Consider the following 25,444-nt stretch of genomic DNA (forward strand, 5'->3'; position numbering starts at 1 on the left):
GAATGATGAATAACGCAGAGATTGTTTCTGAAAAACAAGGCATCAAAAAAGGTGCATTACCTGATGGACGGCTGTGGACACTTGATAGTGAGGGTTACCAGTGTCAGTTGGAGTTAGATAATTTTTTTAAAGTGCGGCACAGAATAACTAGTGATTTTGCACAGGTACATATTTCTAGTCATGAGGCTGAATCAACCGGATTAAATAATTGGTTGGATTGGGTATTTGGCACTCACGGAGATATTAAGCTTGTTGAAATAATTAGTTTAGGTGGAAAAAAGATAAATGAAATACTCAAATCTGATTTCTATCAGCGTAAGGACCTTTGGTATCGAGGCAATAATGGTGGGAATTTTCCCCTAAGATGGGTGGAAAATGAGCAAGGCGTAAAGCATCCACTTCGAGCAAAACCTGTGGAGGGGGAAGTATATCGTCGTCACTTTTATTCCCTGGAAATGGACCTTAGTCTTCGTCACTTGGATCCAGATAGCGATCTTGAGCTTTTTACAAGCTGGATGAACATGGGGCGTGTAGCGAAGTTTTGGGAAGAGGAAGGGGGAATGGATAAACAACGGAAATTTATCCAAGATGTTATTCAAGACCCTCATAAATACCCACTAATCGCCTGCTTCGATGATGTGCCCTTTGCTTACTTTGAGGTTTACTGGGCACTTGAGGATCGTATAGCCCCTTACTACAACTGCCAACCCTTTGATCGTGGAGCCCATATGCTGGTAGGCAACAGTCGTTTTTTGGGTAGACGCTATGCTCAAGCTTGGTTTAATGCAGTATCTCATTTTATGTTTCTAGATGACTGTCGAACTCAGACTTTGGTTGGAGAGCCAAGAGCTGATAACGGGCCACTATTAAAGTACATTGATGGAACTTTTGGTTGGAAAAAAATAAAAGAATTTGATTTTCCGCATAAACGAGCTGCGTTGGTTACCTGCGACAGAGATGAATTCTTTGAGAGTATGGGGGAGATATGAGCCAAAGTTATTATTGGGAGCAGGCTAATCGGAAAATACTTGCCAAGTCTTTATCTGAACTCTGCTATGAGCAAGCTTTGAGCGCCCGTCAAGAGCTAGATAAATCTTACGTTGTTAAGCTCAAGTCTGGGGTGAGTTATGAATTTACTGCGCGTTTGACTATCTGGGATTGGCTTCAAATTGATGAGGATACAATTCAAAGAAATCAAGGTGATGAAGAATTAGTTGCTGACGATGCAGCTCAGTTCTTTATTGATGCTGCTGAAGATCTGAAAATAACTGCCAGCACACTGGGTAATTTATTGCATGAATTGGCGAATACCATCGCTAGCGATGTGGCCATACTTGAAAAACGTGAAGATCAAGCAGCGGAAACTATGGCCAAGTTTACCGATGAGCAATTACAGTGCTATTTAGATGGGCATCCTAAAGCGATTGTCAATAAGGGGCGTATTGGCTGGGGCGCGCAAGAGTTCAAGGCCTATGGCACTGAATCGGGTGAATATGTGCGCTTCTTATGGTTGGCAGTTCGGCGTGATCTGACTGTCAATGGACATAGTGAGGATTGGAATTGGCAGCAGTTACTTGAGGAAAGCCTTTCCACTAATCAAATGCAGTCATTGGAAGCTATCTGCCGGGATAAAAAGATAAACTGGCGGGAGTTTATTCCTCTGCCAGTTCATCCATGGCAGTGGCAGCACCATATTCGTCAGCATTATGCGCAGCTACTAAGTCGCGGGGATATCATTTTATTGGGTGAGTTCGGTGATGAGTACTTGCCACAAGTCTCGTTGCGTACTTTCTCTAATCGGTCTCGCCCACAAGCCTTGCATGTTAAATTACCTTTAACAGTGTTAAATACTTCGTGCTACCGTGGAATTCCCGGAAAATACATGCAATGTGGGCCGTCTTTATCACAGTGGATGCAGGAGCTCTGTGATAGAGATGAAAATTTATCGGCTCGCGGTACGGGTATTCTTCAGGAAGTTGCTGGATTACATGTTCCTCATCTCCATCACGAACAGGTAAAAGGGACACCTTACCGATACCGAGAGATGCTAGGGGCGACTTGGCGCCAAAGTCCTGCAAGTCATTGTTCAGAGGGTGAGCGCCACCTTTTAATGGCTGCGCTATTGCAGAAAGATTCCAGTGGGAAATCCATTGCAGCCGTATTAATTAATAGCTCGGGGCTTTCGATTGAAAAGTGGTTGGAATATCTTTTTGATTCAACAGTTGTGCCCTTGTACCACCTGCTTAGCCGCTACGGAATTGGTTTAGTTGCACATTCTCAAAACTTAACTTTGGTACTAAAGGAAGACCGAGTAACTCGTGTTCTGTTAAAGGATTTTCAGGGTGATTTACGTCTCGCGAAAGGAGATTTTCCTGAGCGGAGTGATATTCCATCCTCGGCTTTGGCTGTGTTGGATCAGTTGCCTCCAAATTACATTATTCATGATCTTTTTACTGGACATTTTGTGACGGTCTTGCGTTATCTTTCATCCCAGTTGATGTTGGAGCTTAATTTTTCTGAGACTAAATTTTACAGTGTATTGGCTCAAGTTTTACGTTCTTATCAGAAAAAAGTTATGAAAGAAAACGCGAAAATGGCTGAGCGTTTTCAGTGTTTTGATGTTTTTCGAGCCCATATAGAGAGAGTTTGTATTAACCGGGTGCGGTTATCTCAAGGTTATGATGATAGTGCTGAAAGGCCGGTGCCTATAGTTGGAGGTGATCTGGAGAACCCCCTTTGGTTATCAGAACAGAAGCCAACTAAAGGCGAATCAAAAAATCATACAATTTCCCCCGTCGAGGTATAATGATGAGTAATATATTAGATCTAGCTGGTATTGGCGCCGGTCCGTTTAACCTAGCTGTTGCCTCCCTGATGTGGGATAAGTCTCTAACCCACCGTTTTTTTGAAGCAAAAGCGGAATTTTCATGGCATCCGGGATTGATGTTGCCCGGAGCCATGATGCAAACCTCTTATTTAAAAGACCTGGTAACACCGGTCGATCCAACTAATCCATATAGTTTCCTGGCATATCTTGTCGAGAAAAAGCGTTTCTACGATTTTTTACATGCCGAGCAACGCACGGTTACCCGCAGAGAATTTGCTGATTATTTGGCGTGGGCTGCAAAGCGTTTAAGTTCAGTAGAAATGGGGAGCCGAGTGCAAAGTGTCTTAGATAAGGGAAGCTATTTTGAACTGGATGTCCACGGTTCTCAAGGTCAAGAAATAGTCAAAGCGAAAAATATCTGTGTTGCAGGTGGTAAGAAACCCAATATCCCAGAGTTTTGTCGTTCTCAACTATCTGAATCCTGTTTCCACGCCTTGGAAATTGCTTTGCGCAATCCTGATGTCCATGGTAAACGGGTTGCTGTAATAGGAGGTGGCCAGACTGGAGCTGAGGTGGTTATCAACCTACTTAATAAAGAGTGGGGAAAACCGGAACAAATCACCTGGGTTTCCCGTCGGAGTAATTATCTCCCCTTGGATGAAACCCCATTTACTAATGACTGGTTTACACCTGAATATGTAGATGTGTTCCGTCAGCTATCCCAGCACCGTAGGGAAGAAGTCGTGGCGGAGCAGAAGCTAGCCTCGGATGGGATTTCACCGGATACTTTAAAAGAGCTGTACCAGCTTTTTTATCGATTGGTACACCTTGATGGTGACACGAATCGTGTGGTGCTAATGCCCAATCGTGAAATGGTGGATATGTCTAGTTGTGGCAGTTATCGAATTCAACTGCAAAATCATCTAGTTGGTGGAGCAAATGGGCAAGAGTGGTTAGACGCGGATATTGTCATTCTGTGCACAGGGCTATGTGAAGCACTGCCTCCTTGTATTGCGCCCCTACAGGATCGTATAGCCAGAGATGGGGAGGGACGTATACTTCTGGATGACGCTTTTGCAACCCAATTAAATGGTGATGAAAGTGATCGTCGGCTCTATTTTTTGGGGACTGGACGCTTTAGCCATGGTATTGCAGAGCCACAGCTAAGCCTCTCTGCCTGGAGGGCTGCACAGGTTGTTAATGATTTGCACAGTGATCTGGTATACAACAACCAGCAGTCAAGCAACTATATGAATTGGATTACTCCCAAGAAGGTTCAAGAGGCTGCTGTAGCCTAATTCTTTAGCTAATCAGTGGTTGAGTACTTTAATTCAACCACTGATTGTTTAATTCCCCATATCCAAGTCGTAAAAAGCCTTGCTTACTTGGTGACACTTATAAAGATTCCCATATGGTCAGTTACCGCTGCTGACATACTCGCATCGTTCACTGCAACTGGGGTACTCTGTGAGAGATAACCTACTTGATTAACACGAATTGTACTTGTGTTGTAAATCGCCACATCATACTTCTTACTCGCGGTGCTGTTTGTGCCCGAAAAACTGCGTTCATAAGAATCTGAAGGCTGTATGCTAGCGCTACTATGTGCGTCAGAAAAGGTTGACCCAGTGGCCCTGCTAAGAACATCTTCGGTGAAGCTATCAGTCCCTTGATTGGTATCGCCCATCACAAGATCAATGGTGCCATAACCTCCGTGTATCACCTGGTTGTTGATAAAGCGATAGAAGGAGATTGCATCACTTTGTTTTTTGGCAATACTATTGGGAACGTGTACAAAAACGACATTGATATTGCCTGATCTCACTGCAGTCCAACCCATGCCTGAACCGAGGATTGTATGCTGGGTGGTATTGGCCGCATGAATACTAAAACTGTTACAGGCTTTTCCTGTTGTGTTTGAGCCGACCAGATTTCCTGCATGCTGTTGCATAGAACTCCATTCACTATTGCTACCATCCATTTCTCCGTACACCAATAAATCACAGGTTTGACCCAGCGAGCGATACAGATGTTGATGTGTCTGGCGGGCCTTCCCTTCTATCATGTTCAAAAACTGGGCATCGCTATGCTGATTTTTACCCATAAACCCTTGTGGCGCCTGTGCCACTAGTTGGGCCGGGCCATGGATTGGAATTTGTGGCCTTAATCCATTTGCAGTTGGCATAACCAGGTGCCAGCGGTCCTGGTTAGATGCCTGATGATTATGCGTCATACGGGTGAAATATTGGCTATTGGACGCACCAATTCCGCAATTGGTGCTAGCGTTCGAATTTATTGATTGGTAAGCGAAAGTTGGCATAGAGGATCATCATCCTTGATTCGGGTATTGAATGTCATTTCTTTTAAAACTAAATTCCATGAGTTTTACAGCGGGTAAGCCGCGATCTTATGTAGAACTCAATGTGAATGGCGCTGCTTTGAAATGATCTCACTAAAGACAGTGAGTTTAAATTTTGATGAACAAGAATAAAAGAGGAATATGTAAGCACTTTTACAGACATCGAATTACCCGATAGTTAAATATAGGCCACATTCTCAGGGTTAACTAGGGTATTTTTGTTGTTGTGATTTTACTTTGTAGGGTGTTGAAATTGTTCTGGGCATGCAGGTTAGCGAGGGATATACATTATTAGTGTTCTGGCCTAGAAAATTTCCCGTTGCCCCAATTAGATAGCTCATATTAAAAGTACAGGGGCAATTTTATCGTATCGAGCTATTTATAAGTTCTGAGGTCAAATATTGCGATTTTAAAATTTAAATTAAAGGAGGCGCGAAAAACGAGGTCAGACTCCTTCCGTGTGCAATACTTTTTGGGTACTGGACCACCGGTCTAGTGCGCGGTGAGCAAGGAGGGAACCTGCGATGCGATTGAATTCAACTTTGGCTCAGGGGCGCTATCACTATAGTTGTGATGGCAGGGAAATGCCTGTGCAAGATAGTTGGCAGTTAGGGAATGATGAGCAGGGGCGACGCTCGCTTGTCAGTCGGCGCTTAGTCGGGGACCAGGGGTTTGGGATCGAAGTATTTGCTCTTTTGGAAGGGGGGCTAGTGAGTGAGTGTGTTGTGCATTGGCGAGATGAAGTTGATGAGGTGAGCGCCCACTACAAGTTAATTCCAGAGGAGGGAAAAAGTCCTGCGATAGGTGATGACATTCAAGCCAGCTGGACAGGTCCCAATGGCCCTCAGCAACTCAATATAGAAGGGGACGAGCGGCTTTTGTTTCCACTGATGCGGGTTTTTATGGGGCCTGTCTTGTCGAGGTTGGTACAACATGAAAATGGCCTGGAAGTTGTGTCCCCTGATATCGTCGATCCATCTCAGCGAGGTAAGTTGCTCTCTCCTAGGGTGAGCCATCGCACGGCAAGATCAATGGCGGGGGATGTTTCGAGCCAGAAGGCTCAGGAACTGGGTTCCGATATTATTGCTTACATTTACCAGGGCGATGAAGCTGAAAGAGATGCCCATTGCTATGTTGATAGTCGGAGCCTGTTAGTGGGGTACGATTGGCCATCTAGTACTGGCCGCCTGTGGCAGGTTCGGCTGAGGGACTTGGAGTGGTCGTCGAGCTTAAAAGGACTACTTTAGTCCAGCTTGAGGAAACTTTATAACCACTATTGGTCACACAAATAGGCTTAAATGGAGATTCCTGTTTCTATTCCTGTCACTATTTAGTTTTCTGTTCTATCTAAGCTGAAATTAGAGCTTCGCTAGCCTGATTGGCTATCTTGTCACGATAATCGCAAAATTATGTAGTGGGACTTGTAATCCTCTCCAGTGTAAGCTTGCATCACGATTGCAATAAATGACTGGGGGAAAGCGTTTTGTCCTACTATCGAAGAAGGGTTTTTGCCGGGCTCACATTACTTTCTTCTGTTGGGTTAGTTGCACAGTTGCCAACAGCTTTAGCTGAAGAGGCGCCAGAATCAACTTTTTCTATGGATGTGGGAGAAAACCTGCAGACCCACCATAAGCGCTGCTTGAACGAGCAAATACTTGTTTCGGATGCCGATGTCACGATAAGGGAAATTCGACGTATCTGCGCTGAAAGAGTTAGAGCTGAACTGACCCTTGAAGAAGATCCGGTGATAGCAGACTTTATTGTCGACGAGTATGAGGAAGACCTTCCGACAGATGAAGTATTGTTAGGGGGCAGAGCTCAGGCTATCAGGGATGCCGCCAATAACCCCTTTACTTTAGCTTCCCATAAAACTAACTACGTGCTGCCAATGGTCTACAACCCAGCCCCTGAAGAGGGAGGGGTGGCAGATATTGAAGGACCAGATAAAGCTGAGGATTTGGATAACGTCGAAGTACAGTTCCAGCTCTCTGTGCAAGTGCCTATTTGGCGGGGTTTTTTGGGGCAGGCTTCTGTACTGAGTGTCGCCTATACAAATCGTAGCTTTTGGCAGGCATACAACTCTGATAACTCCTCTCCCTTTCGTGAAACAAATCACGAGCCGGAATTGATTCTGAGTTGGCTCAATGATTGGAGCCTATTTGGCTGGAATAATGTAGCTAATCAGGTGGCGATTAACCACCAGTCAAATGGGCGCAGTGAACCCTATTCCCGCAGCTGGAATAGAATTTACGCCAATTTTGTTTTTGAGCGGGATAATTATTCAATCAGCCTAAAGCCCTGGTACAGGATCCCTGAAGATAAGGATGATGATGATAATCCGGATATTGAGCACTACCTGGGGCATTTTGAACTAGGTGGGCGATACCGCGATGGAGATCACATGGTTTCACTGATGTTACGTAACAATTTGCGCTCAGATAATCGTGGTGCAGTGGAGCTGACCTGGGGCTTCCCTCTCGGGAAACGCGTCGATGGATATATCCGCTATTTCAATGGTTACGGCGAGAGCCTCCTTGATTATGATGAATCAGTGCAAACTTTAGGATTTGGATTTGTATTAGCCCAGGGGTTTTAACCTTAACGACGAGGGCGTACTCGCAATGAATAGGCTCTCGTTTTTCACTTCTTAACCTGACTTGTTATCAGGGTTTGTTCATGGCCTTTGATGATAGTTACCGATTGAGTGCCCATGCGGTAATCACGAATACTGGCGGAGAAGTACTGCAGCTGAAAGCGACTTATGCTGAGCGTAGCTGGGGCTTGCCTGGCGGAGCATTAGACCCGGGTGAAACTGCCCATGAGGCATTGGTGCGGGAGTGCCATGAGGAGCTTGGACGAGAAGTGCGAATAGAGTATCTCAGTGGCATCTACTACCACAACGCTTTCAATTCACATGTTTTTATTTTTCGAGCCCATTTTATTAAAGAGGGTGACTACATTCTCTCTGATGAACATTCCCAATGGGCTTACTTTCCGCTTCACCAATTATCCCTGGTACAACGTCACAGGGTCGAGGATTGCCTCATGTTTAATGGTATTGTGCGTAGCGCAAAGTTCTAACTTTATTATCTTCCTTGGCAATAGATCTGGTATGCCTGGGTACATTTGGCGAAAATCGCCAAATGCAATGTAGTCGCAGAATTCCCCTCCCTCCTACATTAGTATTTGCCCCCTGGTGTTTATTGCCCTGGAATTCCAGAGCCACCGCAACTCGCGGGGGCCTTATAAAAGTTAATAAAATCAAATAGTTGAATAATTGATACAGCAAGTTGTACTCACCTGCAAGCTATGCTGATGGATAAGAATTATGGGTTTGGAATTGAAGATGCCTGAGTTGGGCAACCTAAACGAAAACAGCCTTGAATTAGAGTGCCGGGTCGCTCTGGTCAGTTCTGATAGCAAATTGGCCAATGAGTGGATTACCGCTCTCAATAATACGGCAGCAGTACACGACAATCCTTTTGGCCTTCACTTTGAAGCCGTAACGCCCGCAGATGCTGAAAGGTTGGCAAAAGAAGAGGATTCACTGCAAGCGGTCATTGTCGATGGTGGCAGTGACGGGCAGGGGTTGGATGCTGCAGATGACATCGCTGACCGAATTCACGCTTTGCGTTCCCAGCTTAATATCTTCCTCGTAGCCCACAGTGGTTTTGCTGGAACAACCTCCAAGCCGGGCAAATCCGGTTCAAAATCCCAGGCAAATTTGCGTCGCCGCTTCGATGAGTTGTTCGATCGTCGTGAGGGCAATTTCAACCATATGTTCCGCTTGGTGCAGGCGTTTATTGCTCGAAGAGCTTCGACTCCTTTTGCCGACACTCTAAAAGAATACGTATTCTCAGCTCGGGATGCGTGGCATACACCTGGCCATTCTGGTGGTGACAGTTTGCGCAATAGTCCCTGGGTGGGGGATTTTTATCGCTTTATGGGTGAACATATCTTCAATACAGACTTGTCTGTTTCTGTTCAAGTTTTAGATAGTTTACTCGAGCCCCACTCGGTTATTCAGGAGGCGCAGGATCTAGCAGCTCAGGCTTTTGGAGCTCGCCATACCTTTTTCCTGACCAACGGCACCTCTACCGCAAATAAAGTGGTTATTCAGCAAATTCTTGGTGGTGGCGGAAAAATTATCGTTGACCAAGCGTGTCATAAATCAGTTCACCATGCGATTGTGATGAATCGCTGTGAGCCGGTTTACCTGAAGTCTGTACTGCATCCAGAATTTGGAATTTACGGGCCGGTAAAGCGTTCGGATATTGAAGCTGCCCTGGATGAGCACAGTGATGCGCGCCTATTGGTAATTACCTCCTGTACCTATGATGGATTGCGTTACGACCTTAAGCCAATTATCGACTACGCCCATGAGCGTGGAGTGAAAGTGCTAGTGGATGAAGCCTGGTTTGCCCATGGTTTCTTCCATCCCGAGTTGCGGCCTACAGCACTGGAGTGTGGGGCGGATTATGTGACCCAAAGCACCCACAAAATGCTGTCGGCCTTTTCCCAGGCCAGTATGATCCACGTGCAAGACCCGGACTTTGATGAATTCCGTTTTCGCGAAAACCTGAATATGCACGCCTCTACCAGTCCTCAGTACGCAATGATTGCGAGCCTAGATGTGGCGCGTAAACAAATGGCGATGGAGGGGTATGGTCGTTTGAAGCAATGTCTAAAGATGGTGGAAATTTTACGTAATGCCGTCAATGAGACAGGTGTGTTCCGCGCGCTAACACGTGATGACTTGATTGCTGATCCACTTGCCAGTGATAACATTCGCCTTGATCCCACCAAGGTGACTATTGATATTTCCAAGAGTGGTTACTCTGGCAATGAAATGCAGATTAAATTGTTTGATCAGTATGGCATTCAGGTGGAAAAGACCACCTACAATACCATTACTGTACTTGTAACCCTCGGTAGTACAGAGAGCAAATTACTTCGCTTGATTCATGCTCTTAAGCAATTGGCAGGAAATACTCACAAGCGTATTCATATCGGGTCGCCGAGGCGTTTGCCAGAATTTACCCGTTTTACATGTCTACCGGCAGATGCTTATTTTTCGGAAGCAGAAGAATTGCCGCTGATGGATAATGGCACAGAAGCTATTGAGAACCTGGTTGGTCGGACCAGTGCAGATGAAATTGTTCCCTATCCGCCAGGTATTCCGGTCCTTGTGCCGGGGCAGGAAATTTCAGCCCAAATAGTACAGTTTTTGCAGCAGCTACTTCAGGGGCAGAATACGACAGAAATTCACGGTCTTATTTTCCGCTCTGATGAGCCGATGCTAAGGGTTGTTAAGGAAGCCTCCAAGGGCAAAGCTGAGAAAGTGCAGTCTTCTGGAGAGAAAAAGAAAGGAAAGTAGTAAAACTCCACAATCCGGCATGGAGGCCGGTATGCTCGAAAGTCCACAATCTGTGTTGATAGCCGGTGCTTCCGGTGGCATCGCGCAGGCCATTGGCGCCGAAATTATTCGGCGCTACCCTCAAGTTACATTATTGACCTTGAGTCGAATCACAGTTGATATGATTCCTGGCCATGTCGGTGAGCGACACCATTTATCCGTTTGTCTAGAGCAAGCCGAGTCCATCGATATTGTTGAAAATTTTTTGGCCGAACATTCTGAGCCTCCAGGTTGGGTAATCAACTGCTGTGGCATTTTACATGATGAGTTCCACGGACCGGAGAAGTCCCTATCGCAATGTGATGATCACTGGCTATTGCAGTCGATTCAGGTCAACGTACTTTCCCATTTACATTTAGCGCGCGCACTAGATGGATTCTTGAAGCGCAGACGCCCTTTGTTGTGGGCGTCGCTTTCGGCAAAGGTGGGAAGTATCATGGATAACCAGCTCGGTGGCTGGTACAGCTACCGGTGTAGTAAGGCCGCATTAAATATGCTGGTTAAGAATCTGTCTATTGAGTGGGCGCGGAAACTGGAGGAAAGTTGTGTGGTAGCGATTCATCCAGGTACGACAGATACTTCACTGTCCAAGCCTTTTCAGTCTAATTTGCCCCCAGATAAACTCTACACCCCTGAACTAAGCGCGAATCGTATTGTAGATGTCTTGAGTCAACTGGCATCGTCAGACACCGGAAGATTACTGTCATGGGATGGAAGTCTTATACCCTGGTAGTGATCAGCTTGAAATAGGCGTGATAGTGATTGTTATCGTATCTTAAGTTATAAGAGGGTTTCCCCGCTCCAGAATAGTGGCGATATCAATCCCGGTGGGTAGGCTTCCAGTATTGTGTGTGCCGTTAATTCCTATTCTTGATTTGATAAAGGCGTCAGTTACACAAGGGTTACTCCCCTGTAGCAGAAGGTGCGCCTGCATGGTCAGGGCCATTTGATCAATAATATGACGTGCACGGTATTCAAATTGATTTAGGTCGGAAAGGTCGTTTCTTAACTTGTCGACTGCCTTATCAAATTGTGTGTTTATGCCTCGGCTAATGTTTAATTCATCAAACCAGTGGCTAATTACTGCAGGAGTTTTAGTGATGGCACGTAACACGTCCATCGCTTGAATATTCCCTGATCCCTCCCAGATTGCATTTATCGGAGCATCTCGGTACAGCCGTGCCGTAACAAAGTTTTCAATAGCTCCATTGCCTCCCAGGCACTCCATAGCCTCATAGGCGTGATGGGGACTGCGTTTGCATATCCAGTATTTTCCCACCGCGGCCCCGAGCCTGAGTAGCATCTTCTCGTGTTCGCTGCCCTCTTGATCCATTGCTCTGGCTATGCGCATGGTAAAGGCAATTGAGCCTTCCACCTCCAATTGAAGGTCGGCAAGCACATTTTGCATCAGTGGTTGATCAATCAGCTTTTTGCCAAATGCTTTGCGCTCACTAGCGTTGTAAATTGCCTGGATAACAGCTTGCCGCTGCCCTGCAGATGAGCCCATCATGCAATCAAACCGCGTAATCGCTACCATCTTGATGATGGCGCTGACCCCACGCCCTTCTTCGCCGATTAGCCAGCCCAATGCGCCGCGTATCTCAACTTCTGAAGAAGCATTGGAAACATTGCCACACTTTGTCTTCAGGCGTTGAATCTCCAGCTGGTTCTTCGAACCATCCGGCCTCCATCTTGGAACCAAGAAGCAGGATAAGCCGCCGGGCGCCTGGGCAAGAATTAAAAAGGCATCGCACATAGGGGCGGACATAAACCATTTGTGCCCTAATAATTCATAGGTTCCATCGGCGAGGGGAATTGCAGCGGTGGTATTTGCCCTGACATCTGAGCCCCCTTGTTTTTCGGTCATGCCCATACCGATCGTCAATGAGTTTTTCTCAAAATATGGGCGATTACTTCCATCGTAAGTGCGGCTGGTTATTTTGGGTATCCATTCGATGGCGATTTCAGAGTTTAGCTCGATAGTGGGCACTGAGGCGAAGGTCATAGTGATAGGACACCCGTGACCGGCTTCAAGCTGAGTGTGCAAGTAATTTTTTGCAGCTCTGGCCACGTGGGCACCTGCGCGTGGGTCGGTCCAGGGAGAGCTGTGTAAACCTTCTGAAAGTGCCAGCTGCATTAGCTGGTGATAAGAGGGATGGTATCGAACCAAATCAATGCGGTGGCCGGAACGATCGTGACTTTCGAAGATAGGTTTAAATTCATTGGCGGCATAACCCCGCTCAATCATTTCTGGCCTGCCACACACCTCCCCATACCGCTCCAGGTCATCTTCAGCCCAATGGGCCCCATTAATATGTACGGCTTCCTTTAACGCCTGATCAGTAATATAGAGGTTATGACCAGTAAGTGGGCGAGGCTGATTGCTAACTTGATATGTGGATTTGTAATCTGGCACATAGTTTTGACTGTTCATAACTTCACCTAAAGGACTTGAGATTTCAATTGGTGTAGCGACTTACTTTGTACAATTTTACCAATTAATTGAAGGTAATAATTCAAGAAATAGCTGAATATGAGCATAAAACAAGCTTTCCTTGATTACTATTTAAGCTGTTTGATTGTGGTCAGTTATTTTGTTGCTTTTATTTACAGGGCTGTATGTTTTGATTTGAGGGTAATGTTTACTCGATCAAATATGGTTTTAAAGTAATGAAATGAAATTTATATTTAATTGCTATCGAATACTATTTTTTCAGTTTATCTACTGTAGCTCTTGAATAGTTTGATGTTTGTCACCTCATTTTAGCTAAGGTTTTTTTTTATCTCAAATTAATCAAAATAAATTTAATAATACTGTGGACCAGTATAAAAAAATTGATATTTATGAGTTCTTGTTTGCTGGGAGAATCTATACCAAAGCATGTGAATTTTTCTTTTCGGTTCACCTTTCTATGATACCTTAGTATTACTAAATGGTATGAGGGAACCAAGTTGGCACACTTAAGATTGAATTTTTGATATCTAGATCACTACCGGTTGAAGTCATTGGGTTGATCGAATAGATTTAGCTCACAGCATAAGATGAGCGCGGAAACTTAAAAAATAGTTAGCCTGGCAACAGGCTTAAACATAAAAGGACTGCACATTGGGGGAACCCAGATGAATTTGCATAAGGATTATGCACCGCTAAAGGTTGTTAGCCCTAAGTCAGAAAAGACAGGGATTACAGTTGCCTTTTTAACCGCATGCGTCAATCTACAATCCTCAATATTTGCCGGGCGAATTGAAGATGAGTTTAAGACTACTTGCGCTATTTTGCAGCGCTCGACACTTTCTTCGCTGAGTGGCATTAAGGCTGAATACCTCCTTCTTGATTGTGCCGATGTCTCTGCTTCAGAGCTTGAATTACTCTTAAGGGAAATACACTCCCTGCCCAGTCCACCAAATATCGTATTGATCAATGTAGGTCAGAAATCGGATATTGATTTTGTTCTTCACTGGGAAAAAGTCTTGGGATTAATACCCTCTGAGTGCGAAGCAAAAGTCATTATGGAGAGGTTAGGGAGGATATTCTCAGGGGAATACTGGTTCCCAAGAGATGTGCTTCATAACTTCCTTAGGCAGCATAGAAAGCCAAAAAAATGGTGCGATAAAGTATCAAATCTTACTCAGCGGGAACGGCAAATTTTGCAGTTGATTTGTGACTGTAATACTAACGCTAATATAGCTGAAGCCTTGTGTGTCAGTGAACATACTGTTAAGAGCCATCTATATAAGATCTATAGAAAAATAGGCTGTAAGAATCGCCTAGAAGCAAGTAGCTGGGCCAGTCAAAACTTGTAATATTATGAAATCACTATTAATAAGTGCAGCTGTGTTTACAGTTGCACTTTCATGTATCGTATACAAAAGTTATGCCCAAGAAACAGGTGAGCAAATCTCAGAGGAGTCTCTGCTTACTGGACTGGTTATTGATAATACGGTAAGTGGTATCGGCCATGAGTTTGCGAGATCTCTTTCTATTTATATCACGACTAATTTCACTGGGTTTGATTACAATCTGACAGTGCATGAAAGGCCGTCGGCTAGATGGGGTAGTGTTGTTTGGGTGACCTTCGATAGCAAGCAGGTTTTTAAGACAGTTATTTACCCTGGGCGAAGAAAGTTCGGTGCAGTTGTCGAGCAGGCAGCATCGCAAATAAATAATAATGTACGTCAGCAGCGGTTACAGGAGCTGTTATCTCAAAATATTGATTTGGCGGGGGATGAAATATAATGAAATATATTTGCGCGGTAGCTATTTGTATTTTTTCTTGTTCAGTGTTTGCAACGGAGTTGGTGTATACGCCAGTTAACCCATCATTCGGGGGTAATCCTTTAAATGGTAATTATTTGTTGAATAATGCTAGCGCGCAGAACAGTAAGAAAGATCCTGATGCTAAGAATTCCCCCTATTCTGATTCTTCTTCCCTGGATAGATTTACAGACACTCTAGAATCTCGCTTGCTTTCACAGTTGTTGACAGATGTCGGGAACGGTAATGACGGGACTTTGGTGACTGATGACTACATTGTAAATATTGTTGATATTGATGGTGAGCTAACAATAACGATAACCGATGCTGTTACAGGTGAAATATCTGAGATTGTGGTAGTGGGTCTCAATCCTACCAATTAATAAAATTTTATCGATAGGCTTAGGTTTTTGTGGGGTGGTGCAATGTTGTTAAGAATATTGTTGTTTACTGTTATTTTTGGGTTGAGTGCGTGTAGCTCTGTAAAAGAAGCTTTATTTGGTCCCGGTCAACAAAAGGCAACGCTGACAGACCGAATGAGCACTTATTCTGATTTGGTTAGCTTGCCTGCTCCCAGGGGAAAAATAGTCGCAGCTGTTTATGGTTTTAGTGATCAGACTGGGCAGTATCGGCCTGCGCCTTCCAGTTCATTTTCGACAGCGGTTACTCAGGGAGCTGCTGCCATGCTTGTTCAGGTTCTGAATGAATCTGGATGGTTTGTAACGCTTGAGCGAGAGGGTCTTCAGAACCTATTGACGGAAAGGAAAATAATTAGGGCCGCAATAAAAGAACAGGATAGCCCTGCAAGTCCTGTGTTCGATTTACCTTCACTAATGTCAGCAAACATTATGCTTGAAGGTGGGATTGTTGGTTATGATACCAATATTAAGACTGGAGGAGCAGGTGCCCGTTACTTTGGTATTGGTATTTCCGAGCAGTATCGTGTCGATGAAGTGACCGTTAATTTACGTGCAGTAGATGTGCGAAGTGGTCGGGTGTTGAGTAGTGTTTTGACTAGCAAGAAAATTTTGTCGAGGCAGGTTCAGGGAGACGTTTACACTTTTGTTGAGTATAAGCGATTGCTTGAAATAGAAGCAGGTATGACAACTAATGATCCTACTCAGTTATGTGTTCTTTCGGCCATAGAGTCAGCGGTAATTCACCTTATTTCACAGGGGGTCAATGCTAACCTGTGGGCGCTAGAAGATAATAGCCAATACCCTATGTCTGTACTTAGCGAATATGCAGCAACTCCAGTTAAAATATTATAAATTTTTAAAGAATATTAAATTTTTCAATACATGTTTCTATTTGTTTGGTTGGTCTGGAGTAGTTTTATTTGTTAATTGTCAAATTTTATTTGTGAGCTTTAATGTTTTTGTGTGTAATTAGATGGAATGGGTTTACGTTGGCATTTTGTGTGTTTTGGGGTTGTGGTCTAAGTTAATACCAAAGTCTTATATTCTTCTTATTCTTTTTTATTAAATATAATCTTTCTTCTGATTCAATATTTCTCTTTTTTATCTATAGTTGTTCTCGTTGTTTTTTTAGTTGTTAACCGTTCTTTATTGAGAGGTGGTTGGTGATTGCTACAGCGAAACGAGTAACGGTAATTACACTTCTGTTCCTGGTTTTACCGCTTTCGGTGTGTTGGGCTTCTGATCTGGATAACCACGATGAACTGTCTGCGGGGCAGGGGGCCCTGGATCTTCTTTTATTAAGAAAAGATTCAATTGCGGGCAACTTGGCTCAGGTTTCACAAACGGGTGATTATAACGTTGCAGAGATTACCCAGTCCGGTTTTTATAACCAGGTCGTCCTGATACAAGGAGGTGAATCCAATGCTGCATTAGTGCAGCAAACAGGCGATTCTAATTATGCTGCGATATCGCAGTCTGGGGCCTACAACCAAGCTACAGCGATACAGAGTGGTGTGGGTAACGTGGCATTGATCAGTCAGGTTGGCTACGGAAATTCCGCAAACATTATTCAAAACGGTGATGGATTGTTTGGTTATGTCGCTCAGTTCGGTGACGACCATGCGGTGCAACTAGTGCAGTACGATTAAAGCACTGCACTCTTTTACTTGTATTTATAATTTTATTCCGAGGGAGATTGATAGATGAAAAAGGTTACACTTGCTGCTGCTATTGCTTTGGTTGTTGGCTCTAGCCAGGCACTAGCTGATAACAACTTTGGTGATCAGGTGCAGCTTGGAAATGACAATGATGCCAATGTTATCCAGGTGACAGCAGCTACCAATAATGCGGCGTACCAGTGGCAGGAAGGCGAGTCAAACTACGCCAGAGCCATTCAATCTAATGCTGATGACAACTACATTGACCAAACACAAATTGGCAACCGTAATTCAGCTAGAACAACCCAAGAATATGGCCAAGTAGGTAGTGAGGCAACTACTTATCAAGATGGTGAGGGAAACAACGGTGTAATTCATCAGTGGGAAGGTTCGTATAACACGACTCATATTGCTCAAATCGGTAGTGAAAACCAGCTGCATGTAGATCAGTTCTTTGGGTCTAATTTCAATTACTCTGACATGTATCAAGTGGGTAGCGATAACGCCGGACTCTTACAGCAAGAAGGTGATGGTAACTACTTTGTCAGCACCCAAGAAGGCGATAGTAACGGTGTTTGGAACAGCGCAGTTCTTTCTTCTACCGATGGATTTTATGGCGGTCAGCTAGGTGACTTCAACGTGGGGTCAGTCTATCAATATGGTTCTGCCAACAATGCTAATTTGATGCAAAGAGGCGACTTCAACCTATTAGACGTTGGACAGGCCGGAGCTAATAATACGGCTAATGTCTTACAAGAAGGCCTGGGAAATGCGGGAATGGGCTATCAATCTGGAGATAATAACGTTGTTAATATCAGCCAGAACGAAACCTTCAATTATGGTGTTATGAATCAAGTGGGTAATGATAATAGCGCTAATCTTGTTCAAACTGGTGACGCTAATGTGGCCGACTTCGGTCAGTATGGCGATTTGAATCTTGTTAACATTGACCAGGCTGGTATTAGTAATGAGACATACGGTTATAGTGCCGGTGTATCAAATATTGTAGATGTAGATCAGTTTGGGGAGCTGAACTTGGCTGAAGTGCATCAAGATTTTGGTGCTGATAACCTGGTAACCGTAGCTCAATCAGGCGCCGAGCACTTCGCTCACGTTGGTCAGTCTGGCTATGAAAACATTGCCACTGTTAACCAGACAAGTACCTTAAATATGGCTAGCATTGAGCAAGTTGGCGCCAACAATATGGCTACCATCACTCAGAACTGATCTTGAAAAGTTTCAGGTATGAGAAAAAACCGCCCTTTTGGGGCGGTTTTTCATGAGGCCAATGTGGTTTTAGGTAAACAAAAAGTGACTAGATTATCCGTTGACCAGAAAAGTTGAGGATCAGCTCTAATAGCCCTGTCCATGGAGATTGCTGCCCACTACCACCTTTGATAGAGACATCTATAGCCCGAGCGCGAATTAATAAGCTTTCTAGTTGCTTCCTATTAAGTCTATGTAGGGCTCCTTGGACCAATGGCTGTCGCTTTTGCAGCCGAACCAATCTCGCTAGAGGTTGGCCTTGATCCAGTTTTTCCATGATGTCGAGAAGAGTGCGAATTTCTCTTGCTATTGCCCAAAGTACAATGGGTGGTTCAATACCTTCGACCCTCAATCCGTCGAGTGTTTTGATTGCTTTGGCTGAATTGCCAGAGAGTGCTGTGTCAATTAGGTCAAAAACACTGTAACGGGCGGAGCTGGTAACACTATGCTCCATCATTTCCCGGGTAATTTCTTGCTCGGGGATGGAAAGCTTAAGTTTTTCTATCTCCTGGCTTGCGGCAAGCAGGTTGCCCTCTACTCTTTCTGCCAGGATTTGTACTGCTTCTGGCTCGGCTGAAAGGCCTGCAGATGCAAGGCGCTGGTTGATCCAGCGGGGCATTTCCTGAATCGTCACAGGCCATACCTGAACCAGTACTCCCGATTGTTCTAGGACTTTGACCCATTTGCTGTTGAGTTGCGATTTATCAAGTTTCGGTAATACCAATAAAAGTAAAAGATCTTCACTCGCCAGTGAAGCAAACTCTTGCAGGGCTTTACTGCCCTTATCCCCCGGTTTTCCTCCAGGCAAACGCAGCTCGACGAGTTTTTTTTCTGCGAAAAGAGACATATTTCCGGCTGAAGCAACCAGCGTGTTCCAGTCAAAATTATGCTCTGCGTGAATAAGTTCTCGCTCGGTGAAACCGTGCTTTTTCGCTGTTGAGCGGACTAAATCGCAGCACTCTTGTACTATTAAGGGCTCATCACCAGTGATAATAAAAATTGGCGATAGGCCCTTTTTTAGATTTTGCGATAATTGATGGGGGTTAACGCGCATTAATAAAACTAACCTAGTAGCTCTTTTCTTCTAATGAGGCATTCACATCGATACGCCGTAAGCGATCGATAATGCGCCCAATAAGCTCCCGCTGCATCTCCGCGCGCAAGGTATTTTCCTCTTCACTTTTACTGACAATTTCATCGACATCCCACTCCAAGGTGCGGTAAACATCTGCCTGTGCTTTATTTAGGAGGACTTGGCCTGAAGCTGTGCGTACGCTATAGATTGCACTGGTAATTAATTCGTATTCAGATGCTCGCCCTTCAGAGTCTACAGCTACGGTTAGTTTTCTCTCGGTTTCCTGGTGAATGATGAGTGTATAGTCAGCTTCTGCAGGTGATTCCGCCATAGGCACACCCGCATTATTGAGCAGTCGAGTTAATTGATCTGCGATATCACTGCGAGGGTCTACTGTGGATATATAGAGTGTACTACCGGGAGGAAAATTCTTAGGGGCTCCTCTTAGATGCCAGCCGCAACCGGCAATAGTGATAGCGAGAAGAAAAATAAAGGCTCGAATTGCGATTGTTTTCATAAACTACTTGCCTTGGTCTTGTCGGCTACAGCGAGCTGACTTAAGTGAGCCGGGAGTGAAACTCCCGACATCATATTGCGGGTCTCTACTTGGCGACAATATTAACCAGCTTGCCAGGAACGACGATTACTTTGCGCACCGTAGCTTCACCGATAAATTTCTGAACGTTCTCATCGGCGAGGGCGAGTTTTTCCAGGCTCTCTTTATCTGCATCAGCAGGCGCATCCAGTTTTGCGCGTACCTTGCCATTGACCTGGACGACCAAAGTAATCGAGGTGCGCACCAGTGCTTTTTCATCTGCCACTGGCCAAGGAGAATCGATTAGGGCACTGGTATTCCCCATAACCTGCCACAGTTGATGACAGATATGAGGAGTAACCGGAGCCAACAGCAAGACGGCGGTCTGTAGGGCTTCTCTCTCTACAGCCAGTCCTTGATCACTGTTGCGATCTGCCAGCTTGCCGACCTCATTGAGCAATTCCATTACTGCTGCGATAGCGGTATTAAAGGTTTGGCGGCGGCCATAGTCATCCCCCACTTTTTGGATGGTCTCGTGGGTTTTGCGGCGCAGCTGCTGTTGCTTGTCATTGAGGGACTGCTGGTCGATCTGTGCTTCACTGGAGCCCGCTGCAATATGGACGTGAACGGTCTTCCAGAGCTTACGCAGGAAGCGGCTGGCACCTTCCACACCGGCATCGTGCCACTCCAAAGTCTGCTCCGGAGGGGCGGCAAACATGGTGAACAGGCGAACGGTATCGGCACCGTACTCCTCAACCGCAGCGTGAGGGTCTATGCCATTGTTCTTGGATTTGGACATCTTTACCACGCCGCTGGCAATAATCTCTTCGCCGGTGGCTCGCTCAATCGCTTTGGTCGGCTTGCCCTTGTCATCGCGCTCGACGTCCACATCGGCGGGGTTGATCCAGGTCTTGTGGCCGTGCTCTTCCTTATAGAAGGATTCGGCTAACACCATGCCCTGACACAGCAGCTGCTTGAAGGGTTCATCGCTATTGACCAGGCCCTCATCCCGCATCAGCTTGTGGAAGAAGCGCGCGTAGAGAAGGTGTAAAATGGCATGTTCAATACCGCCGACATACTGGTCAACTGGCAACCAGTAGTTGGCGCGGTCCGGATCCAGCATGCCCTCTTCAAAATCGGGACAGGTATAACGGGCGTAGTACCAGCTGGACTCCATAAAGGTGTCGAAGGTATCGGTTTCACGTTCTACAGAAGTGCCGTTGAGTTCGTCTTTACGCCATTCGGGATCGGCTTTAATAGGTGATTGAACGCCGTCGAGCTCGACATCTTCCGGCAACAGGATCGGCAGCTTGTCTGCGGGTACTGGTATTTCTCCGCCGTCGGCCAGGTTGAACATGGGGATGGGCGCACCCCAGTAGCGCTGGCGGGAGACACCCCAGTCGCGCAGGCGGTAGTTGGTCTTAACCCGACCCTTACCTGCAGCAATCAGCGCTTCGGAGATCGCAGTAAAGGCGCGATCAAAATCCAGGCCGTCAAAACTGTCGGAATTTACCAGTTTGCCTTTCTCCGTATAGGCCTCTTTCTCCAAGTCGATGGACTCGCCGTCGGCAGCCTCGATAACCTGGATAACGGGCAGCTGGTATTTTTGCGCAAATTCCCAATCGCGCTGGTCGTGTGCCGGTACTGCCATCACTGCGCCTGAGCCGTAATCCATCAGAACATAGTTGGCCACCCATACGGAGACTTCTTCCCCACTGATGGGGTGAATCGCCTTGAGCCGGGTATCCATGCCTTTCTTGTCCATCGTGGCCATATCGGCTTCGGATAGGGACTGCTTTTTGCACTCGGCGATAAAAGTTTTGAGTTCGGGGTTGGACTCGGCAAGCTCCAGAGCGATGGGGTGCTCGGCGGCGAGGGAGACATAGGTAACGCCCATCAGTGTATCCGGACGGGTGGTATACACATCGAAGTGGTCCATACCCGCAATAGGCTTGGGCAGGGCAAAGCTCAGCTCTACTCCCCGGCTCTTGCCGATCCAGTTGCGCTGCATGGTGCGCACCTGCTCGGGCCACTCGGGCAGTTTGTCCAGGTCTTCGAGCAGCTCTTCGGCATAATCGGTGATCTTGATAAACCACTGGGCCAGCTCGCGGCGCTCAACGGTGGTGCCACAGCGCCAGCAGGCGCCATCTTCGACTTGCTCATTAGCCAGTACGGTCTGGTCGTGGGGGCACCAGTTCACTGCAGAGTTCTTCTTGTAGACCAGGCCTTTTTCGTAGAGGCGGGTGAAGAACCACTGCTCCCAGCGGTAGTAGGTGGGCTGGCAGGTGGCCAGTTCGCGGGACCAGTCAAAGCCAAAACCCAGGGCCTTCAGCTGGCCTTTCATGTACTCGATATTGGCATAGGTCCATTTGGCTGGAGCGGTCTTGTTCTGGATGGCCGCATTCTCTGCCGGCAGACCGAAAGCATCCCAGCCCATCGGATGCAACACGTTTTTGCCCTGCATGCGCTGATAGCGAGTAATTACATCGGTAATGGTGTAATTGCGCACATGCCCCATGTGCAGCTTGCCGCTGGGGTAGGGGAACATGGATAGGCAGTAGAACTTTTCCCTGCCGGCGTCTTCCTTTACTTCAAAGCTCTTCTCGGCCTCCCAGAATTCCTGGGCGGAAGCTTCGACTGCGGAGGGGTTGTACTGCTCTTCCATCGATTCGGGACCTATACTCTGTGATCAAAATTTGCGGGAAACTGTTCAGTGTTTATTGGGGGATGTGAACGCTTGTCAATCGGTAAAGATTGATCGCGATCAAGTTTCGCTCCCAGTGCATCTTTTACGATGCGTAAACGCGGGATTATAGGAGGGATACCGTGACGAAGGAACCAAAGTTGCCGCCGAAGGACGATCTGATTAATGAGTTTCGCGAAGACTTTGAAGATTTGGTCGAAGGTGAGCTGGCTGTTGAGAATCTCACCGCCAATAAGATGGCATTTTTGCGCGCTTGGCTGAAAGATGACCTGCATCGGGCTGCTGACTATATCCGGGGACTAGGTGGGGAATTGAAGACCCTGGAGGAGCGCAGCGGTGATTGGCTGCTGGATGCGGCGGACCCCACAGAAACCGCCTGGCCAAACTTAATGCGATGCATCAAAGAGGGCAAGCCCTGGGCTTTGGCCGGCGAGTTTGTAGGGCCGGATGAGGAGTTGCAGTGTTTGGGCTGTGGATACCGAGCTATGCCACCGGCAAATACCCAGATCACTCCCTGCCACCGGTGTGGTTATGGATGCTTTCGCCAGATTGAGGGTGGTCTCGAGTATTGAATGGGCTCTATACGGTGGCGGCCACGCTTCTGATGCCTCCAGCAGCCCCATTGTTGGGGCTGCTAGTTGCATTCCTTTTGCGATTCTCTTCATCCGGGTCCCTGCTTGAGAGATGCTCTCTACCCTTGGCTGTGATTTCCTTTTGTGTGCTTTGGTTAGGGGCGACCCCGGCATTCTCATCCTGGCTTGGGGATCGATTGGGCAAGGTACCTTATCAACCCCATGTAAGGCCTGAGGCCGTTGTAATCCTTGGTGCAGGGCGTTATCGCGACAGGTATTCGAATAGGGAGAGACTCTCTGCGGCGAGTCTTGAAAGAGTTGCCGGTGCTGTCGAGCAAGCACCAGAAGAGTTACCGATTCTGGTATCTGGCGGTCGGGTTCACAGCGGAGAGCGGCTGGCAGAGTCTGATTTAATGGCTGCGTTGTTGGAGGAGGAGTTTTCCACTCCGGTCACTTGGCGTGAAGATTGCAGTCGTACTACTGCAGAGAATGCAGTAAATAGTGCTGATATTTTGCACAGTGCTAATGTGAGGTCGGTTTTTTTGGCCACTCACTGGTGGCATATGCCTCGCGCAGCGGAAATTTTTTCCCGCGCTGGCTTAGAGGTACAGCCCCTGCCGGTTGGGAGTGCTGGAGAGTTGATGCCCCGCGCTCAAACAGGTGTGGGGCGTTGGCTGCCCAATGCTGTCTCCCTGCTAAGGACCCAGGTCTACTGGCGGGAAATACTGGCACGGATCTGGTATCGGTGGAGCTCGCTACCGTCCATCAGAAAATGTTGAGGATGGATAAGGAACTTTTTGATAAATGTAATCTCAGAGGCCTACAGGACTTGAGGGATCAGGCGTCGAGCCCAAATGTTTGAGAGCTCTTGATTGCTAGTTGTACCGGGCTTAGGATGACTGGCGCCACAGGACATACCCATTGATTACCTTTTTATATGGAGTAGCGGCTGTGGATAAGAAACATAACAATAATCGAGATAACCTTATGATGAAGGGCATCCCACTTTCTTTCTCTCCGATACAGTTACATAACCGGTTAAACCGGGCTGTTTGGATTGGCTTCAAGCGGGTTGAGCAAGATGGCCGCACACTGGTTTTTCTGTGTGCCGGTGGCGATAGCGGCGCCCAACTCAGTAAAAATTTTGAGACCTTTGCCGGGCAGATAGTCCGGGAGTTCGGTTTTGCTCCCGCCGAAGTGGAGTTCATCGAGCTGCGTTCCAAAGCCGAGGAGTCCCATTGGTATCGCTGGCATGCCCAATGGGTGGGGTCTGCGCCAATGGAGTGCCATGGCGACCTGGTGACCAGTGAATCTAGCCGACGCTACTTAGCCCAGGCACTTGAGAGCGATATGGCCGCTGCTTAAACTCACTTATTCAGGCGCTGGCTTTACTTTAGTGGCAGCGCCGTCACCCTTGAGCAGGTCTGAGAGGGCCTGCTCCAGAGTTGGAAACTGGAAGGTATAGCCGGTTTCCAGTGCTGTACAAGGCTCGACCCTGTCACTGGCTAGCAGTAATTCATCAGCCATCTCTCCAAAAGCTATCTTTAAAGCCCAGGCCGGTGAGCGTAAGAACGCCGGGCGATGCAGTTCTTTGGCCAGGATTCGGGCAAAGCTGTTGTTAGTTACAGGTTCCGGTGCACTTCCGTTAAATGGATGGCAAAGTTGATTGTCGATGGCGTGTAATATCAGCCCGACTTCGTCTTCTTCGTGAATCCAGCTCATCCAGTGTTCGCCCGAGCCCATGGGGCCGCCAAGCCCGAGCCGAAATGGTGGCAGCATTTGGGGAAGGGCGCCACCGCGCATGGAGAGAACGATAGCTGTGCGGATAATGCCTACCTTAACACCAGAGTGCTGCAGCGGGAGCGTGGCGGCCTCCCAGTCCCGACACAGCTGTGCGGCAAAGCCCCCTCCTGGAGCGCTGTCTTCTTTCAGTAACTCCCCTCCGCGATTGCCGTAATAGCCGATTGCGGAGCCGGACAAGAAGTAGGATGGCTTGTCTCTTTGGCCCAGGGTCCAGCGAACCAGCTTCTCTGTTGTGTCCAGGCGTGAACTGCGAATTTCAGTGCGATATTTTTCTGTCCAGCGACGGGAGATGGGGGCCCCGGCAAGGTTCACAATAACATCTACGGGCTGGTTTACCTCTGCGGGATCGCGGCAGGCGTTGGCTGATTCGCCACATAAGTTTCGAACCCTGTCCGGATGTCGGCTTAATACCGTAATAGTATGGCCTCGCTCCAGCCAGCGCCGACAAAAGAGTCTGCCTATAAGCCCGGTGCCACCGCTAATCAAGCAATGCATGGGGAATCACCTTGCCTTATATTCGCTAGAAAATTGAATGGAGCATAGCAGTGATATTCA

At 46.8% G+C, this 25,444-nt stretch carries 23 protein-coding genes; 17 read left to right on the top strand and 6 right to left on the bottom strand.

Annotation, left to right across the window (positions count from 1 at the left end; genetic code table 11):
- Positions 1–2: 2 nt before the first annotated feature.
- Genes ACJJIN_RS22435 through ACJJIN_RS22445 form a run of 3 tightly spaced genes read left to right on the top strand, consistent with a single transcriptional unit; the run spans position 3 to position 4,125 of the window.
- On the top strand, positions 3–989 hold the full coding sequence (locus tag ACJJIN_RS22435; protein ID WP_444896267.1) for a GNAT family N-acetyltransferase: 987 nt from the start codon (positions 3–5) through the stop codon (positions 987–989).
- Entirely contained in the window at positions 986–2,806 is a 1,821-nt protein-coding gene (locus tag ACJJIN_RS22440; protein WP_444896268.1) for an IucA/IucC family protein, read from the top strand. The genes ACJJIN_RS22435 and ACJJIN_RS22440 overlap by 4 nt, the downstream gene beginning before the upstream one ends.
- A 2-nt stretch (positions 2,807–2,808) precedes the next feature.
- Positions 2,809–4,125 carry a lysine N(6)-hydroxylase/L-ornithine N(5)-oxygenase family protein gene (locus ACJJIN_RS22445; RefSeq protein WP_444896269.1) on the top strand — a complete coding sequence of 439 codons (1,317 nt, stop codon included), beginning with the start codon at positions 2,809–2,811 and terminating at the stop codon, positions 4,123–4,125.
- Between the two features lie 83 nt (positions 4,126–4,208).
- Here ACJJIN_RS22445 and ACJJIN_RS22450 read toward each other — a convergent pair whose 3' ends face one another.
- Entirely contained in the window at positions 4,209–5,012 is an 804-nt protein-coding gene (locus ACJJIN_RS22450; RefSeq protein WP_444896270.1) for a hypothetical protein, read from the bottom strand.
- Between the two features lie 698 nt (positions 5,013–5,710).
- Between ACJJIN_RS22450 and ACJJIN_RS22455 the strand changes: the two genes are divergently transcribed.
- The 5 genes from ACJJIN_RS22455 (at position 5,711) to ACJJIN_RS22475 (ending at position 11,335) form a co-directional block, all read left to right on the top strand.
- Positions 5,711–6,433 (top strand): hypothetical protein, encoded by a 723-nt coding sequence (locus ACJJIN_RS22455; protein WP_444896271.1) that lies wholly within the window; start codon positions 5,711–5,713, stop codon positions 6,431–6,433.
- Between the two features lie 236 nt (positions 6,434–6,669).
- Positions 6,670–7,782, top strand: coding sequence for a phospholipase A (locus ACJJIN_RS22460; protein ID WP_444896272.1), 1,113 nt, complete (start codon positions 6,670–6,672; stop codon positions 7,780–7,782).
- Positions 7,783–7,862: 80 nt separating this feature from the next.
- A complete protein-coding gene (locus ACJJIN_RS22465; protein ID WP_444896273.1) occupies positions 7,863–8,267 on the top strand; it encodes an NUDIX hydrolase in 405 nt (134 codons plus the stop codon).
- A 247-nt stretch (positions 8,268–8,514) separates the two neighbouring features.
- Positions 8,515–10,563, top strand: coding sequence for an aminotransferase class I/II-fold pyridoxal phosphate-dependent enzyme (locus ACJJIN_RS22470; RefSeq protein WP_444896274.1), 2,049 nt, complete (start codon positions 8,515–8,517; stop codon positions 10,561–10,563).
- A 31-nt stretch (positions 10,564–10,594) separates the two neighbouring features.
- Complete coding sequence (locus tag ACJJIN_RS22475) at positions 10,595–11,335, top strand: SDR family NAD(P)-dependent oxidoreductase (protein ID WP_444896275.1); 741 nt, start codon at positions 10,595–10,597, stop codon at positions 11,333–11,335.
- Positions 11,336–11,377: 42 nt separating this feature from the next.
- Here the strand turns inward: ACJJIN_RS22475 and ACJJIN_RS22480 are convergent, their stop codons facing one another.
- Positions 11,378–13,036 carry an acyl-CoA dehydrogenase family protein gene (locus ACJJIN_RS22480; RefSeq protein ID WP_444896276.1) on the bottom strand — a complete coding sequence of 553 codons (1,659 nt, stop codon included), beginning with the start codon at positions 13,034–13,036 and terminating at the stop codon, positions 11,378–11,380.
- A gap of 686 nt (positions 13,037–13,722) precedes the next feature.
- Between ACJJIN_RS22480 and ACJJIN_RS22485 the strand changes: the two genes are divergently transcribed.
- The 6 genes from ACJJIN_RS22485 (at position 13,723) to ACJJIN_RS22510 (ending at position 18,161) form a co-directional block, all read left to right on the top strand.
- Positions 13,723–14,406 (top strand): helix-turn-helix transcriptional regulator, encoded by a 684-nt coding sequence (locus tag ACJJIN_RS22485; RefSeq protein ID WP_444896277.1) that lies wholly within the window; start codon positions 13,723–13,725, stop codon positions 14,404–14,406.
- A 4-nt stretch (positions 14,407–14,410) separates the two neighbouring features.
- A complete protein-coding gene (locus ACJJIN_RS22490; protein WP_444896278.1) occupies positions 14,411–14,839 on the top strand; it encodes a CsgE family curli-type amyloid fiber assembly protein in 429 nt (142 codons plus the stop codon).
- Positions 14,839–15,240: a curli assembly protein CsgF gene (locus ACJJIN_RS22495; RefSeq protein ID WP_444896279.1), complete on the top strand. Its 402-nt coding sequence runs from the start codon at positions 14,839–14,841 to the stop codon at positions 15,238–15,240. The genes ACJJIN_RS22490 and ACJJIN_RS22495 overlap by 1 nt, the downstream gene beginning before the upstream one ends.
- A gap of 42 nt (positions 15,241–15,282) precedes the next feature.
- On the top strand, positions 15,283–16,128 hold the full coding sequence (locus ACJJIN_RS22500) for a CsgG/HfaB family protein (RefSeq protein WP_444896280.1): 846 nt from the start codon (positions 15,283–15,285) through the stop codon (positions 16,126–16,128).
- 311 nt (positions 16,129–16,439) lie between these two features.
- Complete coding sequence (locus ACJJIN_RS22505) at positions 16,440–16,925, top strand: hypothetical protein (protein ID WP_444896281.1); 486 nt, start codon at positions 16,440–16,442, stop codon at positions 16,923–16,925.
- Between the two features lie 54 nt (positions 16,926–16,979).
- Positions 16,980–18,161 (top strand): hypothetical protein, encoded by a 1,182-nt coding sequence (locus tag ACJJIN_RS22510; RefSeq protein ID WP_444896282.1) that lies wholly within the window; start codon positions 16,980–16,982, stop codon positions 18,159–18,161.
- Positions 18,162–18,249: 88 nt separating this feature from the next.
- On the opposite strand, the gene holA is transcribed toward ACJJIN_RS22510, so the two are convergent.
- The 3 genes from holA to leuS form a co-directional block, all read right to left on the bottom strand.
- Positions 18,250–19,254 carry a DNA polymerase III subunit delta gene (gene holA / locus ACJJIN_RS22515; protein WP_444896283.1) on the bottom strand — a complete coding sequence of 335 codons (1,005 nt, stop codon included), beginning with the start codon at positions 19,252–19,254 and terminating at the stop codon, positions 18,250–18,252.
- 13 nt (positions 19,255–19,267) lie between these two features.
- Entirely contained in the window at positions 19,268–19,792 is a 525-nt protein-coding gene (locus ACJJIN_RS22520) for an LPS-assembly lipoprotein LptE (RefSeq protein ID WP_444896284.1), read from the bottom strand.
- A gap of 85 nt (positions 19,793–19,877) precedes the next feature.
- Positions 19,878–22,475, bottom strand: a complete 2,598-nt coding sequence (gene leuS, locus ACJJIN_RS22525) for a leucine--tRNA ligase (protein ID WP_444896285.1) — start codon at positions 22,473–22,475, stop codon at positions 19,878–19,880.
- Between the two features lie 161 nt (positions 22,476–22,636).
- Here leuS and ACJJIN_RS22530 point away from each other — a divergent pair, with 161 nt between their 5' ends.
- The 3 genes from ACJJIN_RS22530 (at position 22,637) to ACJJIN_RS22540 (ending at position 24,451) form a co-directional block, all read left to right on the top strand.
- Entirely contained in the window at positions 22,637–23,086 is a 450-nt protein-coding gene (locus tag ACJJIN_RS22530) for a zinc ribbon-containing protein (protein WP_108734284.1), read from the top strand.
- Between the two features lie 197 nt (positions 23,087–23,283).
- Complete coding sequence (locus ACJJIN_RS22535) at positions 23,284–23,865, top strand: YdcF family protein (protein ID WP_444896286.1); 582 nt, start codon at positions 23,284–23,286, stop codon at positions 23,863–23,865.
- 172 nt (positions 23,866–24,037) lie between these two features.
- Positions 24,038–24,451 carry a hypothetical protein gene (locus ACJJIN_RS22540; protein WP_413663111.1) on the top strand — a complete coding sequence of 138 codons (414 nt, stop codon included), beginning with the start codon at positions 24,038–24,040 and terminating at the stop codon, positions 24,449–24,451.
- 6 nt (positions 24,452–24,457) lie between these two features.
- Here ACJJIN_RS22540 and ACJJIN_RS22545 read toward each other — a convergent pair whose 3' ends face one another.
- Positions 24,458–25,384 carry a TIGR01777 family oxidoreductase gene (locus ACJJIN_RS22545; protein WP_444896287.1) on the bottom strand — a complete coding sequence of 309 codons (927 nt, stop codon included), beginning with the start codon at positions 25,382–25,384 and terminating at the stop codon, positions 24,458–24,460.
- Positions 25,385–25,444: the final 60 nt, after the last annotated feature.

It is taken from the genome of Microbulbifer maximicatervae (SeqCode) (genome assembly GCF_052467505.1).